This is a genomic window from Paraburkholderia sp. MM5482-R2 (genome assembly GCF_050436125.1).
GTDB lineage: Bacteria > Pseudomonadota > Gammaproteobacteria > Burkholderiales > Burkholderiaceae > Paraburkholderia > Paraburkholderia tuberum.
The window spans coordinates 1,032,443-1,049,543 of sequence record NZ_JBNDLP010000003.1 but is presented as its reverse complement, the minus strand read 5'-3'; the positions used below and the strand labels follow the sequence as shown (position 1 = coordinate 1,049,543).

The following is a 17,101-nucleotide window of genomic DNA, read 5'->3' as shown; positions in this document are numbered from 1 at the left end:
TCACGAGGCCCGCCCGATGAAAACCTTCCACTGCAATCGCTGCGCGCACCTCGTGTTCTACGAGAACGTCCGCTGCGAGCGCTGCGAGTCGCTGCTCGGCTATCTGCCTGAACTGCGGGAAATCAGCGCGTTCGGGGACGCCGGCGACGGCCGCTGGCGCAGCCTGCATCCCGAGGCGAATGGCGCGCTGTTCCGACAATGCCACAACTACGCGGTCGAAAACGTCTGCAACTGGATGATCCCAGCCGATTCGCCCGACACGCTGTGCCACGCCTGCCAGTTGACCAGCACGATTCCGAACCTGAGCGAACCGGAGAACCGGCTCTACTGGTACCGGCTCGAAGTCGCGAAGCGGCGTCTGCTGTACACGCTGGGCGAGCTTGGCCTCGACGTGCGATCGCGCGACGCGGACCCCGAGCGCGGTCTCGCCTTCGAATTTCTCGCCGACGGCGGCGCCGGCAAGCCCGTGATGACCGGTCACGACAACGGGCTGATCACGCTGAACATCGCCGAGGCCGACGACGCGCATCGCGAGAAAGTGCGCACCGCGATGGGCGAGCCGTACCGCACGCTGCTCGGCCACTTCCGCCACGAGACGGGCCACTACTTTTTCCGCCACCTGATCGAAACCGAGCCGCGCTGGCTCGAACCGTTTCGCAAGCTGTTCGGCGACGAGCAGGCCGACTACGGCGAAGCGCTGGACGCCTACTATCGCGACGGCGCGCCGGCCGACTGGCAGGCGTCGTACATCAGCGCTTACGCGACGATGCATCCGTGGGAAGACTGGGCGGAGACATGGGCGCACTATCTGCTGATCGTCGACGTGCTCGACACGTCGACGTCTTACGGCCTCGCGCTGCTGCCCGACGATCCGAGCGAGCCGACGCTGACCGACCGCACGCCGGTCGAGGACGCGAGCTTCGGCAATCTGATGAAGCGCTGGTTTCCGCTCACGTATGCGCTGAACAGTCTGAATCGCAGTCTCGGCATGCCCGACGGCTATCCGTTCACGCTCGCCGCGCCGGTGGTCGACAAGCTGCGCTTCGTGCATCGCGTGATCGCGGCAGCGGGTGACAAGCGCGACAAGCGGGGCGACCGCGAGCCAACAAGCGCATAAAAAAGCCCGCCGCCGGACCAGCCGGCAGCGGGCGCTTATGACGCTCATCATCGAGCCGCGAGCAACCGGCTACACGCGCTCGGCTCGCCACTGCAATACGCGACTTCGGTACGCCACTTCAGTACGCCACATAAGGCCCCGTCCCACCCGGCGTCGACTGCTGCTCGATCGCCGCATAGACATTGCGACCGTAGAAGAACGGCAGCCCCCAGTCGAACACCGTCGACGTGACGAATGCCGGGCCCGCGAGCAGCGGCAATGCCGAGTCGCCGCTATCAGTCTGCGTGATCGACATCGCATTGCCGACGTTGAACGTCACCGCGCTCGTCGTGCCATTCACGCCTTCGATCATCGCGCTCAACTGCTGCGTCGAGCTCGGGCAGTAATAAGCGCTGTTTGGGCTCGCGCAGGCCGGCATCAAGGTGGTCTGGAAGAAGAGTCCCGTCGAGCCGCTGTCCATAATGCTGCGCGTATACGTGGTGCCGTTCTGCACCGTCGTGAACGTGCCGTTCGACGGGCTCACACCGACCACCTGCGCCCCGCCGAGCCCATTGTTGCTCTGCGTGCCGATGCCGAACACGAGTTGCCCCGACACCGATGGCGCGCCGCCCGACACGGTCGGCAGACTGAGCATCGAGCCGTTGTTGTCGGTCGCGAAGTACGGCACCGGATTGGCGACCTGGTACGTCTGCGCGAGCGGTATCGACGTGCAGCTGGTGCCGCCGCAACCATAGTAGGTCGCGGGGATCGCCTGCTGCACGCAGTTCGCGCCGCAGTCGTGCTTGAACACGCCGATGCCGAGAATGCCGTTCGCCTGCAAGGCGGCCGGCGTGTTGCGCGCCGCGCCGACGGCCGCGCAATCGCCCGGCAGCGACGCGTAGCCCGGATCGATCACCTGGATCGGCAGCGCAGCGGCTTTCTCGCCGGCGATCTGCACATCGGCGAGCTTCACCGCGCCCCACGTGTAGCCGTCGAAGAACTGCATGCATTCGGCAACCAGGTTGCCCGAGCCGTCCTGCTGCTGCGGCAGGCTCATCGACGCGGGCAATTGCGACGCGAACACGCGCACGCCCCACGAGCCGGTATCGACGAGCACGTGATCGATCGTCTGGCAGTTGCTGGTGCCGGGCGCGCAGATCGTGATGCTGACGAACGGCATGTTCGGCACGTTGCTGAGGCCCGAGTCGACCGTCACGCGCACCGCGTTGGCGGCCAGCACCTGCGGCGACGGCGACGTGTTGGTCACGGTCGAACCCGACGAGCTGGTCGAGCTGCCCGAACCGTTCGAGTTGCTGGAGGTGCTCGAATTGGCCGTGGTGCTCGCGCTGCCGCCCCCGCCGCCGCCGCACGCGCTCAACACCAGCGCCAGAACCACGACGGGCGCCGCGCCCAGCAGAGTCATCCACGAAGACCTGGATCGCATGATTCGCTCCGTTATTGAATAACGCTGACGTCGACGCCCGCGGGCACCGCCTGCGGCAGGTAGGCGTAGCCGGTGAACGCGCGTAGATGGCCGCTCGAGAACACCACGAGATCACTGTTCGAGACCGCGAGCGGCGCGCCGCGCCGCGCCGCGCTGGCGGCGACGTAGGCATCGAAGGACGCGCCGAGCATCGCCTTCAGATCGGGCAGCGTCGGGCCATCCCACGCGACGCCGAACACGATGCCGTTGGCCGCCACGTATTCGCGCACCTCGGTGCCGGACGGCAGCGTCAGCGCATACACCGAATACGCGCCCTGTGCGCTGGCCGCGCGAGCAACCGCATGCAGGCGCGTCCGATCGCCGTCGACGGTGCTGGCGTTCTGGCCGAGCGTCGCGTGCGCGCCGAACGGCAACGCGCAGCTTGCCCCGAGCATTGCGCAGGCAATGCGGGTGAGAAGCATCGGTTTCAAGAGATTTCCTTCGAGGTGAAACGCCGCGACCTGCATGTAGCCGATCACAAACGCGAGACTAGGGGCGCACACCTGACCGGCAAAGCCGGTTGCCTTGACGCCGGTTTGGCTGCGTGAATGCGTCTACGGAAAGACGAGGCGAAACTTTAGTCAGGGGAATGGCGCGCGGCAAGCGTTTGCGGCGCGATTGAAACTGTTCGGAGTTGTTGAATCGATCGACCGGGTTTGATCAGCGTGGGCAAAAGCCTTTTGGCGACAATGCTTTGACGCTTATTCGGTTTCCGTCTGACATTTAGAACTGACCGACTGCGGAAATTGCGGCCGCCACGCGTAAAAGTTGCGAACGTGAACAGCGCTTGCTCATCGATGTAAGCGTCTGCCGAATAACGAGCGGGCGGAGTCCGCATTCCTCTGGCTACATGAGGCTTGCAACGCAAATCCCGACGGGCAAAAAAAGCGGAGGGCCTGGCGGCCCTCCGCGTCATAGATCGTCCGGAACTCGCGGCGTGCGCTACTTCTTCTGTTGCTGAAGAAGCGACTTCAACTCCTGCACGTTCTCCTCGACGCGTTTCGCGATCACCCCATACGACTCCGCCTGGGTCTGATACGCGGCTTGTGCGAGCTGTTGCATGTCGGCGAGCGATTTGTGCAGGCTCTGCTGGATCAGCTCCGCGGTTTTGCTCGACGGCGCGGTGCCGGCCGCCGTGAGCTGCGCAGTCAGCGCCTGTAGCTCGCCCAGCGTGGTGCGCAGCATGTCGGCCTGTTTCTGCGCGAGCGACTGCATCCCCTGGAATGCTGTCTGATTCGCCTGAACCAGCGCTTCCATGTCCTTTCGGCGCGCTTCCATGATGGCGGGCACGTCGAAGCCGGGGAGCTTGAACTGCTCCAGCATTTTGGTTAGATCGCCAAACGGATTGGCTGCATCGGGTCGGTCCATGCGAAATCCTCCTTGCGGTTGAAGACTCATCGCCTCTGCGTCGCCCGCACCAGGCGCGACGCCGATGCCGGCGGCTGCGTGTGCCGCGCGTGCCGCCACAGCAAGGTGCTTTTGGGGTCGCACGGCACATCGGAGCAATCATGCGCTATCCGGCTGGGTTGCGCCAGCGGACTCACCCTGGCGAAAACCGGTTCACGGCAACGTGCGTCGCTTCGGGGTCTGCGCCGCAGAACCGCGCGCCGCTACGTCGCGCGCCGCTAGGCCGCGCGCCGCGAAAGGCTCGGAAAGTTACTGAATGGCTTTCGTAACCCGACGAATCAGCGGGTCGACTATCGTTGCGAGGAGCCGGTCCATCGTGGCGCCGGCGCTGTTTTCGATGGGAGCGACATCATGAGAAACGCATTCTTCGGCGCGGCCGTGGCCGCGGTTCTTGGCATCATCGCGACGGCCGCGCTCGCCGACGACGGCATGCCGCCGCCGCCCCCGCCCGCCGCTATGCGCGACGGCGGCCCGCGCGGCGACGGGCCGCCGGGGCATGGTCCGATGACGGGTCACCCGAGCCCAGCTTTCGCGGTGATCAATGATCTCGAACAACTGCGCCGTCTATACGCGCTAAACGGTCATGAAGGCGAGATCGTCGCCGTCTACCACGACGTGCTGAACAAGACCCAGGATCCGATGCTGCGTCACTACGTGTACGACTCGCTCGCGCGCGAGCAGCTGAAGCCCGCCAATCCCGAGCAGGCGATCGCGACGCTACGCACGAGTCTCGCCGAAGATCTCGTGGCGGCGAACAAGGCCCCGCATGGCACGCCGCCGGGTCAGCCAGCGGCACAACCGCAATAAATTCTCATCGCGAATTGCGAATAAAGCGCCGCGCCACGTGGCGCTTTTTCTTTGCGCCGGAGCATGCGAGCGCGATCGAGCGACCGCTGCATCGCCGCATCTCGTCCGTGCGCTCCCGCAGCCCCGCCCCGCGCGGCTTTCCGGGACTACGTTGCCTGTCCCACATTGGCGCTTCACTGATGCTTTTCATCTTCCGTCAGGTGATTACGATAGGAGCTCCGCAACGTCAGGGCAGGGTGAAGGAATGCGCTATCCAATGGACATGGCCATTGCCGCCGCCCTGCTAGTTTTCGTCCTGTGCTGCATCGTCAAGCTCGCTTTGAGCTGATCGGCGGCTCGACGTCCGCGCGCTCTTCTTCGTCTCGCCGTGACATCGCTCGAAATAATTGTTGAATGGAGTTCGGCGAGCCGCTCACTCATACTTCGTTCGCTGCCGGTGCGTGACGAATCACAGACGCATGAGATCGAAAGGCTTCACGTGCGAATCCCTTCGCCGATGATCGACGATCCCACGGTTGCCCGATCATCGGCGATGGACTCGAACAGACTGGCACCGCGTGCCGACCACAGGATCATCATGTTGACTTCAGTGAACTTCATCAAAAAGAACGCCGCCCGTTTCACCTGCATGGCACTCGTGTGCGGCGGCGCGCTGCTGAGCGGCTGCGCCGGCGCCAGCGTCACGAATCTGAGCGCGACGAGCACGTCCGCGACGGCCGACGTAGGCACGCAATCGACGATGCATCCGGACACGATCTACGTCTACACGTTCGATGCCGATCCGCAGCAGGTCAAGCTCGACAACGGCGGCATGCTGCAAAAACTGAAGACGCAGATGTCGGGCTCGTCGGACGCGCAGAAGCAGGTTGCCGATGCCGCCCAGGTGCGCGAGCAGGTCGCCGACGAGATCGTCCATCAGCTGCAGGCGATGGGACTGCACGCGGTGCGCACCGACGCGCCGGTGCCCGCCGGCCAGAACGTGCTGCTCGTGCAAGGCAGCTTCGAGACGATCGACGCCGGCAATCGCCGCCGCCGCACGCTGATCGGCTTGGGCGCGGGCAAGAGCGAGGTGAGCAGCGCGGTGCGGATCGTCTACCAGCCCGCAGGCGGCACGCCGCGTGTCGTGCAGAGCTTCACGGCCAACGCGGACAGCGGCAAGATGCCCGGCATGGTCGAAACCGCCGGGGTCGGCGCGGCGGCCGGCACCGTCGCGACCGCGGCAGCGGCCGGCGCGGGCCTGCACGGCGTGACCGAAACGAAGCGCGCGGGCGTGTCGGACGATGCAAAGCGCCTCGCCGATGCAGTCGCGAAACAGATCGCGCAGTTCGGCGTGCAAGCCGGCTGGATGCAGACCGCGCGAAAGAGCTGAGCGGTTGAGCGCGGCGGGTTGCGGGTCCGACTAAAGAGCGCGGTTGAAAAGCGCGGCGGTGTGGAGCGATGTCCACGCCGCCGCGTTTTTTTATCGACGCGCGCCCCCGTCGCTAGCCGCGCCACAACCCTCGCAGCAGGGCGAGCAGCGTGGCCGGCGCCGTGCCCTTCTGGCAATAACCGTCGAAGTTGTGGCGCTCGCGGCCGGTTTGCCTCACGTGGTCCTCGTCCAGCGACGTAAACGCGACGATGCCGAGACTGTGCGTCGGCAGATAGCGGCGCAGCGCGCTCGCCGTTTCGTAGCCGTCGCGCTCCGGCATCATGATGTCGAGCACGACGACGTCGGGCACCCAGTTGCGCACGCAGTGCAGCGCCGCGGTGCAGCCTGTCGCGGCGCGCGCCTCGACACCCTCGTAGGAAAGCCAGGTGGCAAGCGCTTCGGCGGCGTTCTCGTTGTCGTCGATGACGAGCACGCGCGGCACGCCGTGCAATAGCTGGACCTCTCGGGCGCTCTACCTCTGGCAAGTAGTCGGATTTCGTGGCATGTATGGCGGCCTGCGAGTAAACCTTTGGGTGGGAAGCAAGCGCTGTACCGCGGCTGCGGCGGCGTCAAACCCGCGCGTCGCGGCCGCTCGACGTCATCGAAAACATCCACTTTTGCCATCAGTTCCGTAAATCGTTGCGTCTCTACAATAGGAATGATTCCTATTTGCACTATAATTCCGCCGAACCTTTCGTTCTGCGCTCGGACTGCTTACATAAACGGCATCATCCGCGCGTGCAACCAGGAAAAATGCCGCCCGGATTCCAACTAGCGCCCCGGGACGGAAGATCGACGACCACGCCTACTTTCCAATTCATGTCCGTTTCACGCTGGAATCGCCCGCAGGCCACGCCTGCTCAAGCCACTCTGCATCGCGCCACCATCCTTGCCGCCATCGCCGTCGCTTTCAGTGTCCCGGCCAGCGCGTTCGCTCAATCCACCGACTCCGCCCCCGCCGCCGACGGCACGCTGCCCGCCATCAAGGTTCAGGCGGCCGCCGTCGAAGAGTTGCCCGGCGACCTGTCGCCGACATACGCGGGCGGCCAGGTCGCGCGCGGCGCCGACTACGGCGTGCTCGGCAAGCAGCGCAACATCGACATGCCGTTCAGCATGACGACCTACACGGCCAAGCTGATCAAGGATCAGCAGGCGCGCACGCTCGCCGACGTGGTCGAAAACGACCCGTCGGTGCGAACCGCGTACGGCTACGGCAACTTCTCGGAAGTGTTCGTGATTCGCGGCTTCCAGCTCAATGCCGACGACATCTCGATCAACGGTCTGTACGGCGTTACGCCGCGCCAACTGGTCTCGACCGCGGCGGTCGAGCGGGTCGACGTGTTCAAGGGCGCCAACGCGTTCCTGAACGGTGCTTCGCCGACGGGCTCGGCGATCGGCGGCGGCGTGAACGTGCAGCTGAAGAGAGCGGAGGACACGCCGACCACCAACGTGACACTCGCAACCAGCGGCTCCGGCGAGTTCGGCGCGCAGGTGGACGTCGGCCGACGCTTCGGCAGCGAAGGCCAGTTCGGGATCCGCGTGAACCAGGCGAATCGTGACGGCGAGACGAGCATCGACGGCGAACACCGCCGCGACAACACTACGGCCGTCGCGCTCGACTGGCGCGGCGACAAGCTGCGTCTGTCCGGCGACTTCCTGTATCAGCGCGAGCACGTCAGCGACGGCCGCCCGGTCGTCTACTTCACCGACGCGATTCCCGCCGTGCCGCCGGCAACGTACAACTACGCGCAGAACTGGTCGTACACGAACCTCGAAGACACCGTCGGCATCCTGAAGGCCGAATACGACTTCCTGCCGGGCTGGACCGCTTATGCGACCGGTGGTGTGCGCCGCACGGTCGAGCAAGGTGAGTACTACTCGCCGACCTATTCGTCGACCGGCGTCACCGGTGCCCGTCTCGGCGTGCCGTACAACCAGAATTCGAGCTCCGCCGAAGTCGGCGTGCGCGGCCGCTTCGACACTGGCCCGGTGTCGCATAGGGTTGCGGTGGGCGGCGCCATCACGAGCGAGAACACCAACTCCGCGTGGACCTACGCCTTCATGGGCCCGGTCTCGCTCTACAACACGGTGCAGACGCCTTACCCGGCCACGACGATGTCAGGCGGCAACCTGGCCGATCCGGGCATGACGGCCACCACGGTGATCCGCAGCGTGTCCGCGTCCGATACGCTCGGCTTCCTGCATGACCGGGTGCTGTTCACGGTCGGCGCGCGTCGCCAGCAGATCGCGACGGCCAACTACGACAACACGGGCATCGGCAGCGGCAACTACAGCGACGGCATCACGACGCCGCTGTTCGGCCTCGTTCTGCGGCCGACGCAGAACGTGTCGATCTTCGCGAACCGCAGCGAAGCGCTGGCAGCGGGCAGCATCGCGCCGGCGGGCACGCTGAACTACGGTCAACAACTGGCGCCGGTCCGCACGAAGCAGTGGGAAGTGGGTGTCAAGTACGACACCGAAAGGTTCGGTGCGTCGTTTGCCGCTTTCCAGATCGAACAGCCGTCGGCGTTCACCGACGCGGCCACGCATATTTATGGCCTGAACGGCAACGAACGCCATCGCGGTCTCGAAGCCGAAGTGCACGGCGAGCCGCTCAAGGGCCTGCGTCTGCTGGCCGGCGCTTCGCTGATGGACGCGACGCTCGAGAACACACAAGGCGGAACCTACGACGGCAACCGTCCGGTGGGCGTGCCGACTTTCCTGTTCAACCTGGGCGCCGATTACGACATTCCGATGGTGCCGGGGCTCGCGGTCAACGCGCGCTGGATCCATACCGGCGCGCAGGAAGCGAACGCGGCCAACACGCTGTCGATCCCGTCGTGGAACCGCTTCGACCTGGGGGCGCGTTACGAGACGTCCATCTACGGCAAGAGGACGACGTTGCGCGCCACCGTGCAGAACGTGACGAACAAGGCGTACTGGTCAGCCGTGTCGGCCTACGGCGCGACGACGTACCTGACCCAGGGCGCACCGCGTACGTTCCTGTTGTCGGTCAGCACCGACTTCTGATTGTCTGACGTGATGTCGGTCGCCTGTGCCAGCGGCTTGCATGTATGACTAAAACGCTGCCAGGCTTTCGGGCTGGCAGCGTTTTAGTGTTTCCGCGCGAACTGAACGGCGTGGCGCCGCCCCTCGTCACTCGACCGGCGGCTCGCCTTCGGGTTTTTTCTTCGGCCGCTGCGCATCGGCGGCGCGCTGCGGCAGCTTGCTCTTTTCGTTATCGCTGTGCCTGACGGGCTGAGGATGATTGAACTGTTCGTCGACGTCTTTCATGGTGTGCCTCCGTGCCAACGCAACACAAGTCAACACACAACACAACGCTCATGAATGTTCGGCGGACCGCGCGGTCTCGCCCGTGCCTGCGGCTGCGGCCGGCGCATCGGTTGCCGCGCCCATCGTCACCAGCACGCTGCACGTCACGCGATCGAGCAGCAGCCCGTCGTGCCGGCCACCCCACCATCGCGCGAGTCCGTGACTGCGACGATGACCGACGACGACCAGATCGGCCTTCAGATCGTTAGCGAAAAACGGAATCTCATCGAGTGGTTCGCCGATCGCGAGATGACCGGTCGCGCGAATTCCGCGTGCGGCGAGCTTCCGTAAGCCCTCGTCGAGCAGCGTTTTGGCGGATTCGTTGATGAAATCGACCGGCACCGCGGACGTGATGTCCGCGCCCTGCATCCACGCCGTATTGTTGAGCACGGAAAGCAGGTGCACTTCTGCGTTCAGGTCTTGCGCGAGAGCGGCACCGTCCTTCAACGCGTGTTGTCCTTCGCGAGTTCCGTCGTAGCAGAGAAGAATGCGCTTGAAGCTCGACATGAGAATCTCCTTGCGCCGTGCGGCACGTGATCAATTAATTATATGTCAGTTCGTGATATATACCGCGCGACACCGATGCATGCAAATACCTACAGAAACGCGGTCAAACAGGCACTATTCACGAGTTTCGGCGGCCACCGAATCCCTGCCCTGAAATAGCGGTTGCTCGGCGCGGCGATCAGGAACACCGCGCTACGACTCAGGCCACAGAAAGAAAACATGAGCAGCGTTTGCCGCGGGATCGACGGGCAAACCATAGCCATGCGACCGAGCGGTCCATGCCTCGTGCGGCGAACCGTTCGGCCATTTCACGAGCACCACCGCTCCGCTGGACAACTGGTCGACAACGGTGCCGCCATACACGCCGATCACACTGCTTCGCACCCCCGTGCCGCACGATGCGGTGCAAGAGCCGCACACCGGCTGCGGGTATCGGCCGGTCTGCTGCGCGGGTGAGAACGCATAGGCAAGCGGAACGGCGCAAACCGAAATGAGGACGATTGCGAAACGTCGACACGACGCAAGTCGTTTCATCGCGATTCCCTCGACGAACTACAGCCCCCAGATGATGTCTGCGTCCGAGTCGCGCGCCGCACGCATCATGTCCAGAAACGGCCACGCGCGCTGCGACAGCCGGTTGCGCGACTCGCGTTGATTACTGGTTGAGCAGTGCAATGCTTCGAGGGTCGTTTCCGCGGCCGCGTCTTCGGTGATGGCGGTTTCGAGCCGATCGATCGCGCGGGGCAGCTCGTCGTGGCTGATAACACCCCGCGCGCCGAGCCGCTTGCCGATCAGACCAAGCAGATATTGTGCGAGATCCCTGAGCATGACGACATCCGGTGACGCCGTCGATTGAAATGTGATCATCATGATGGCTCCTTTATCGGTCTATCAGGCAACGGGCCAACGAGTCCTCCCAATCCGCCTGCTCTCATTTTATATCACGATGTGACAAAAAAGAACGCGCCGAGGGTTGATTTAAGGGCCATGCTGAAGCACGTCGGCTGTGGTCTCGACTGTCTGCGAGATGCGACAGATTCCGCGCGCCGCGCGGGGGGCGGAGAACTTTTATATCATATTGACATATAATCATGACCAGACTGTATTCGCGTTGCCAGGGTTTCCCCGGTAATGTCGGGCCCGGCATCATCGACTACTTTCTGCTCCTATCTTGTCCCGCTCTCCTGCTCTCGGCTGGCTTGCCAGCTTTCTCCCTGCACCGGTCACCGTGAAATGGCACGAGCGTGCGCGTTCGTGCCTCGGCGCGCTTCTCGGCATCGCGTTCACCGGCGGTCTGATGTATCTGCTGCTCGGCCCTGTCGCAAATATTCCGCTGCTTGTCGCGCCGATGGGCGCTTCCGCCGTGTTGCTGTTCGCGGTGCCCGCGAGCCCGCTGGCGCAGCCGTGGTCGATCATCGGCGGCAACCTCGTGTCCGCGACGGTCGGCGTAACCTGCGCGACGCTGATCGGCGATCCGACGCTGGCGGCCGCCCTCGCGGTGGCGCTGTCGATCTCCGGCATGTTCGCGCTGCGCTGCGTGCACCCGCCGTCGGGCGCGGTCGCGTTGACCGCGGTGCTGGGCGGCCCGGTCATTCATGCGCTCGGCTACCGCTTCGTGCTCGAACCGATCGCGATCCAGTCGGCCGCGCTGCTGTTCGCGGCGCTCGTCTATCACGCGGCAACCGGCCACCGTTATCCGCATGCGGGACGCCAGGACCGCGCGACGCCGAGCCAGGCCGCCGACGAAGCCGCGCGCGTCGGCTTCACGCGCGAAGACGTCAAAGCCGTGCTCGGACGCCGTGACGAACTGCTCGACATCGACACCGACGATCTCTATTCGCTGCTGCGCGAAACGCAGCTTCAGGCGTTCTCGCGCAGCTTCAACGAACTGCGCTGCGAAGACGTGATGTCGCGCCACGTCGTGTCGGTATCGCCGGGCACGCGCGCCGCCGCCGCATGGCAGTTGTTCAAGCGCCACAACGTGAAGGCGCTGCCGGTCGTCGACGCGGCGCAGAAACTGCTAGGCATCGTTACGCGCGCCGATTTCGTCGACAGAAGAAGCTTCGGTGCGCTCGGTCCGATCCTGAACTACTTCGACGGCTGGCTGCGCGGCGATGCGCTTCGCACGTCGAACGTCGGCAGCGTGATGACCACCGACGTCTGCACCGTCGCCGCCACCGATCCGATCACGGAACTGGTGCCGATGTTCGCGAACTTCGGCCATCACCACATCCCGGTGCTCGATCGCGCGGGCCGCGTGGTCGGCATGATCACGCAGGTGGACCTGATCTCCGGCCTGTATCGGCAAACCGCCACCCGAGCCCGCGAGGCGGCCTGATTTTCAACTAAAAGACCGAGGAGACCTGCCGCGCGATGCCGTTGCGACGGCCGCAATTCGCTCAAGTACATCATGACGTGATATATTTTCGGTTTTCTTCACATTGGCGGATTTGCCATGAAAGTACGGACTCGCAAGCTCGTTAAGAGCGATTTCGAGCAGTTGTCGCAGTTTCGCTATCAGATGCGGCGCTTCGAGCGCTTCTCGGAGCAGGCCGCGCAAAGCGAGGGCATCACGCCGTTGCAATACCTGTTGTTGCTGCACATCAAGGGCTATCCGGAGCGCGACTGGGCGACCGTCGGCGAACTCGCGGAGCGTCTGCAGGCGCAACATCACGGCGTCGTCGCGCTGGTATCGCGCTGCGAGGCACTGAATCTCGTGCGCCGCCAGGTCAGCGAGACCGATCGCCGCCAGGTTGAAGTACACATCGAAAGAGCGGGAGAACGGGTACTCGAACGGCTTGCGGAACTGCATCGCGCCGAATTGAGATCGCTCGAAGGCTCCTTCCAGGTTCCACGGATCGACCTCGACTAACTATGCGCATGGACTCCCACAAACGCGACTTCGCGGCGAATGCACGGCTGCCCGGTATCTTCGCGCTCGCCGCGGGCATCGGCTTCGTCAGCACGATTGCCGCCTTTGTTCTGCTGAACCTGATTCGCCTGTTCACCAATCTGTTTTTCTTCGGCACGCTGTCGTTCGTCGACCGCTCGCCCGCCGCCAATACGCTTGGCATTTGGGTGATCGGCGTGCCGGTGATCGGTGGTTTGATCGTCGGGCTGATGGCGCGCTTCGGCTCCGAAAAGATTCGCGGCCACGGCATTCCCGAGGCGATCGAGGCGATCCTGTTCGGCAAGAGCAAGATGTCGCCGAAAGTGGCGGTGCTCAAGCCGTTGTCGTCAGGCATCGTGATCGGCAGCGGCGGGCCGTTCGGCGCGGAAGGCCCGATCATCATGACCGGCGGCGCGCTCGGCTCGCTGATCGCGCAGTGCGTGAAGGTCACGGCGGCGGAACGTAAGACGCTGCTCGTGGCGGGCGCGGCGGCCGGCATGACCGCGGTGTTCGGCACGCCGCTCGCGGCCGTGCTGCTCGCGGTCGAACTGCTGCTGTTCGAATGGCGGCCGCGCAGCTTCCTGCCAGTCGCGGTGGCGTGCGCGGTCGCTGGCTTCGCCCGCGTGATTTTCTTCGGTACAGGTCCGCTGTTTCCGCTACAGACTGCCGCGCCCGATGGCTGGTCGCTGCTGTCGTGCGCGGTCGCGGGCGGGTTGTCGGGCGCGCTGGCGTCCGGCCTGTCCGCCTCGCTCTACAAGGTGGAAGACCTGTTCGGCAAGCTGCCGATCCACTGGATGTGGTGGCCAGCGCTCGGCGGCATCGTCGTCGGCATCGGCGGCTGGCTCGAACCGCGCGCGCTCGGCGTCGGTTACGACGTGATCGGCGATCTGCTGCATCAGCACATTGCAGTGCAGGTCGCCCTTTTGCTGCTCGCCGTGAAGGCGGTGATGTGGGTCATCGCGCTCGGCTCGGGCACGTCGGGCGGTGTGCTCGCACCGCTCCTGATGCTCGGTGCCGGACTCGGCACGGTGCTCGCGCATTGGCTCCCGGGCAGCGAACCGGCGCTGTGGCCGCTCGTCTGCATGGCCGCGACGCTTGGTGCCACGCTCGGCGCGCCGCTGACGGCCATCGTGTTCGCGTTCGGCCTCACGCACGACGCCAACGCGCTGTTGCCGCTGCTGACGGCAACGCTGATCGCGCACGGCTTCTCCACGGTCGTGATGCGGCGCTCGATCATGACCGAGAAAATCGCGCGACGCGGCTATCACATCTATCGCGAGTACGGCGTCGATCCGCTCGAGCGCCACTATGTCGACGAAGTGATGACCGCCTCGGTCGAATCGGTCGATGCCGCCACGACGGTCGGCGCAACGCTGCAGACGCTGTTCGGCGCGAACCAGCTGCGCCGCGCGTATCCGGTGGTGCGCGACGGCGCGGTGATCGGCGTGGCCGACCGCATGTCGCTCGAACGCTTCTGCGCCGAGGACACGGAACGCAAGCGCGCGATGACGCTCGCCGACGTGTTCGCGCAACACAACACCGAGTTTGCCTTGTCATCCGAAACCTGCCGGCTGGTGGCGACGCGGCTCGCCGTGCTCGGGCTCGAACGCCTGCCGGTGGTCGCCGATCGCAACAGCATGCGTCTGGTAGGCATCGTGTCGCGCAGCGATCTGGTCAAGCCGTCGCTCGCGCACTTCGAAGAAGAGCACAAACGGGAACGTTTCCGTCGTATCGGGCCGTCGTTCAGCAAGCGGCGCTTCGCGCCGGTTCGGAAAGCCCGCTAAAAAGACCGCAGCAAAAATCAAAGGCCGAGCCCCGTTAGGGCCTCGGCCTTTTTATTCGCGCATGGAGCTATTTGCCCGCACCACGCGACTCGACGCAACCCAGCACGAGCGTGTCGCCCGATTTCGCGCCGGGACCCAGCGCCGCCGTGTGGAAGTCCGCGTGGTCGCAATGCCATTCGGCGTGGAAGTCGCGTGGGCATGCCATCGTCGTGCCGCCTTTGTGCAGGCCGGGCAGCGCGTAATCGCAAGTTTCCCGTCCGTTGCAATGACGCTCGAGCTCACGAGTCAGGTTGCCGCGCGGCGCGCCGCAATTCTCGCCATAGGTGCCCGATACGATCGTAATCGCGCGCGTTTGTGCGTCGGCGTTTGCGGACACCATGAATACGCCGCTTGCCAACGCCAGCGCGGCACGAAGAATTCCACTGGGGAAAATCCGTCCGCGCCGCGAAGATTCCATCGGCCTCTTCACTTTGCCCCTCCGTTCCCGCTATAGGCGACGTTCAACCGAAACGCGCCGCCTATAGCCAGGTATAGAGGAAAGAGCAAAAGACTGCCACTAGAAACCATTCCTACGCGCAATAGCGGCCAAAGCCGTTATTCGAGCGCCTTGTCGTTCGGCGTCGCGTAAAGCTGTTTCAGCGAATCGCTCATCGGAAAGTCGAAGCTGATGTTCTTCGGCGGCACCGGCTTGATGAACCATCGGTCGTACATCGTGTGGATTTCCGGTCCTTTCATCACCTGTTCGAGCGTGTCGTCGACGAGCTTTCTGAACTCCGGATCGTCGCGTCGCAACATGAAGCCATACGCTTCCGACGATTGCGGCGTACCGGTGATGATCCAGTCCGACGGCTTCGCGGTCAGCGTGCGCGTGCCGGCAAGCAACACGTCATCCATCATGTACGCGACGGCGCGGCCGCTTTCGAGCGTGAGACGCCCTTCGCCGTAATCTTTCGCGCTGATGATCTGCATGTTCATCTTCTTGTCCTCGTTCATCTTGCGCAGGATGCGCTCGGACGTCGTGCCCTGATTCGTCACGACCGTCTTGCCCGCGAGATCCGGAAAGTCCTTGATGCCCGAGTCCTTGCGCGTGAGAAGACGCGTCGTCGCGACGAAGAACGTGTCGGCGAACGCCACCTGGCTTTGGCGCGCGACGAGATTGGTCGTCACACCGCATTCGAGATCGACCGTGCCGTTCTGCACGAGCGGAATGCGATTCTGCGAGGTGACCGGGATGAAGCGCACCTTGAGGTCCGGACGCTTCGTTTTCGCCTTGACCGCATCGATGACCTTGTTGCACAGGTCCTGCGAAAAGCCGACCACCTCGTTGTTCGCGTCGACGTACGAGAACGGCACCGACGTCTCGCGATGGCCAATCGCGATCACGCCGCTTCGCTGGATCTTCGCGAGCGTGGACGTCGCGTCCTGCGCGAACGCGCCCGGACTCGCCAACGTTGCCGCCACGAGCATGGCAACAGTGGACCAATTCATCATTTTCATGGGTATCTCCAATCGTGCGGCAGGTTCCTGATGGATGGCGGGCTGCTGCGCCAGCCGTCTACATATGTTGCCATTAAAAAAATAAATGCAACATATGTTAACTACCGAGTGTTGAAACGCCGCGTGGCGACGCTTTCCGGCCAATCAAGTCATCATCGATCCGTACTGGACATCATTTTCAAAACCGTACAGGTACTGTACCGGCCTCTGTCGCTAGAATGAACCTCACCGTTTTCTGTTGGCGACACCGGAGCCCCCATGTCTTTCGTCACTCTCAGCGCGCTGCCCGCCGGCATCCTGTTCGCGCTCGTCACCTCGATCACGCCCGGTCCGAACAACACGATGCTGCTCGCGTCGGGCGTCAATTTCGGCTTTCGCCGCACGCTGCCCCATCTGTCCGGCATCAGCGTCGGCGTGGTGCTGTTGATGTTGTCGGTCGGCATCGGCCTCGGCGAGGCGTTCGTGCATTTCCCCGTGCTGTATACGGTGCTCGAAGTCGTCAGCGTCGCTTATCTGCTGTATCTGGCGTGGAAAATCGGCACGTCGGGCGAACTGAAGCTCAGGAACGGCGAGCGTCGCCCGATGCGCTTTCACGAGGCGATCGCGTTTCAGTGGGTCAATCCGAAGGCGTGGATGATGGTGCTGACCGCCGCGACGACGATTCACCTGAGCAACAGCTTCGGCATGAACGCCGCCGCGATGGCCGCGGTGTTCTATGTGATCGGCTTTCCGTGCATCTGCGTGTGGGCCGGTTTCGGCACCGCGATGCGCGAGGTGCTGTCGAACCCGAAGCGGCTGCGCGTCTTCAACATCGCGATGGCGCTGCTGCTGGTCGCGTCGCTGTATCCGATCGCGCTGAAGCTGATCGGGCACGGCGGCTGAGCTTTCG

General features: G+C 64.1%; 17 protein-coding genes. 8 read left to right on the top strand and 9 right to left on the bottom strand.

Annotated elements, in window-relative coordinates:
• Nucleotides 1-16 precede the first annotated feature (16 nt).
• Complete coding sequence (locus OKW37_RS26955; RefSeq protein ID WP_184046568.1) at nt 17-1,117, top strand: zinc-binding metallopeptidase family protein; 1,101 nt, start codon at nt 17-19, stop codon at nt 1,115-1,117.
• 118 nt (nt 1,118-1,235) lie between these two features.
• Here OKW37_RS26955 and OKW37_RS26950 read toward each other — a convergent pair whose 3' ends face one another.
• The 3 genes from OKW37_RS26950 to OKW37_RS26940 form a co-directional block, all read right to left on the bottom strand.
• Nucleotides 1,236-2,519 (bottom strand): DUF3443 domain-containing protein, encoded by a 1,284-nt coding sequence (locus OKW37_RS26950; protein WP_429404296.1) that lies wholly within the window; start codon nt 2,517-2,519, stop codon nt 1,236-1,238.
• Between the two features lie 32 nt (nt 2,520-2,551).
• The gene (locus OKW37_RS26945) at nt 2,552-3,001 is read right to left on the bottom strand and encodes a DUF2844 domain-containing protein (RefSeq protein ID WP_184063567.1); all 450 of its coding nucleotides are present in this window, start codon (nt 2,999-3,001) and stop codon (nt 2,552-2,554) included.
• A 520-nt stretch (nt 3,002-3,521) separates the two neighbouring features.
• A complete protein-coding gene (locus OKW37_RS26940; protein ID WP_184063446.1) occupies nt 3,522-3,947 on the bottom strand; it encodes a phasin family protein in 426 nt (141 codons plus the stop codon).
• A gap of 390 nt (nt 3,948-4,337) precedes the next feature.
• Here OKW37_RS26940 and OKW37_RS26935 point away from each other — a divergent pair, with 390 nt between their 5' ends.
• A complete protein-coding gene (locus OKW37_RS26935) occupies nt 4,338-4,793 on the top strand; it encodes a hypothetical protein (RefSeq protein ID WP_429402737.1) in 456 nt (151 codons plus the stop codon).
• A 577-nt stretch (nt 4,794-5,370) separates the two neighbouring features.
• Complete coding sequence (locus tag OKW37_RS26930; protein ID WP_429402736.1) at nt 5,371-6,162, top strand: DUF4410 domain-containing protein; 792 nt, start codon at nt 5,371-5,373, stop codon at nt 6,160-6,162.
• 112 nt (nt 6,163-6,274) lie between these two features.
• Here the strand turns inward: OKW37_RS26930 and OKW37_RS26925 are convergent, their stop codons facing one another.
• Nucleotides 6,275-6,652 (bottom strand): response regulator, encoded by a 378-nt coding sequence (locus OKW37_RS26925; RefSeq protein ID WP_429402735.1) that lies wholly within the window; start codon nt 6,650-6,652, stop codon nt 6,275-6,277.
• Between the two features lie 368 nt (nt 6,653-7,020).
• Here OKW37_RS26925 and OKW37_RS26920 point away from each other — a divergent pair, with 368 nt between their 5' ends.
• On the top strand, nt 7,021-9,231 hold the full coding sequence (locus tag OKW37_RS26920; protein WP_429402734.1) for a TonB-dependent receptor: 2,211 nt from the start codon (nt 7,021-7,023) through the stop codon (nt 9,229-9,231).
• Nucleotides 9,232-9,357: 126 nt separating this feature from the next.
• Here the strand turns inward: OKW37_RS26920 and OKW37_RS26915 are convergent, their stop codons facing one another.
• From OKW37_RS26915 to OKW37_RS26905, 3 genes are all read right to left on the bottom strand, one after another.
• The gene (locus OKW37_RS26915) at nt 9,358-9,495 is read right to left on the bottom strand and encodes a hypothetical protein (RefSeq protein ID WP_167368721.1); all 138 of its coding nucleotides are present in this window, start codon (nt 9,493-9,495) and stop codon (nt 9,358-9,360) included.
• Nucleotides 9,496-9,543: 48 nt separating this feature from the next.
• Nucleotides 9,544-10,041 (bottom strand): universal stress protein, encoded by a 498-nt coding sequence (locus OKW37_RS26910; protein WP_429353090.1) that lies wholly within the window; start codon nt 10,039-10,041, stop codon nt 9,544-9,546.
• Between the two features lie 552 nt (nt 10,042-10,593).
• Nucleotides 10,594-10,911, bottom strand: coding sequence for a DUF1840 domain-containing protein (locus tag OKW37_RS26905; protein WP_018423542.1), 318 nt, complete (start codon nt 10,909-10,911; stop codon nt 10,594-10,596).
• Between the two features lie 301 nt (nt 10,912-11,212).
• Between OKW37_RS26905 and OKW37_RS26900 the strand changes: the two genes are divergently transcribed.
• The 3 genes from OKW37_RS26900 (at nt 11,213) to OKW37_RS26890 (ending at nt 14,715) form a co-directional block, all read left to right on the top strand.
• On the top strand, nt 11,213-12,379 hold the full coding sequence (locus OKW37_RS26900) for an HPP family protein (RefSeq protein WP_429402733.1): 1,167 nt from the start codon (nt 11,213-11,215) through the stop codon (nt 12,377-12,379).
• Nucleotides 12,380-12,496: 117 nt separating this feature from the next.
• Nucleotides 12,497-12,913 (top strand): MarR family winged helix-turn-helix transcriptional regulator, encoded by a 417-nt coding sequence (locus OKW37_RS26895; RefSeq protein WP_184007094.1) that lies wholly within the window; start codon nt 12,497-12,499, stop codon nt 12,911-12,913.
• Between the two features lie 2 nt (nt 12,914-12,915).
• Nucleotides 12,916-14,715 carry a chloride channel protein gene (locus OKW37_RS26890; protein WP_429402732.1) on the top strand — a complete coding sequence of 600 codons (1,800 nt, stop codon included), beginning with the start codon at nt 12,916-12,918 and terminating at the stop codon, nt 14,713-14,715.
• A 67-nt stretch (nt 14,716-14,782) separates the two neighbouring features.
• Here OKW37_RS26890 and OKW37_RS26885 read toward each other — a convergent pair whose 3' ends face one another.
• Together OKW37_RS26885 and OKW37_RS26880 are read right to left on the bottom strand one after the other, a co-directional pair.
• The gene (locus OKW37_RS26885) at nt 14,783-15,094 is read right to left on the bottom strand and encodes a hypothetical protein (protein ID WP_244145126.1); all 312 of its coding nucleotides are present in this window, start codon (nt 15,092-15,094) and stop codon (nt 14,783-14,785) included.
• Between the two features lie 215 nt (nt 15,095-15,309).
• Entirely contained in the window at nt 15,310-16,212 is a 903-nt protein-coding gene (locus OKW37_RS26880) for a glutamate/aspartate ABC transporter substrate-binding protein (protein WP_184063417.1), read from the bottom strand.
• A 258-nt stretch (nt 16,213-16,470) separates the two neighbouring features.
• Between OKW37_RS26880 and OKW37_RS26875 the strand changes: the two genes are divergently transcribed.
• Nucleotides 16,471-17,094, top strand: a complete 624-nt coding sequence (locus OKW37_RS26875; RefSeq protein ID WP_184046544.1) for a LysE family translocator — start codon at nt 16,471-16,473, stop codon at nt 17,092-17,094.
• The last annotated feature ends 7 nt before the right edge of the window (nt 17,095-17,101 follow it).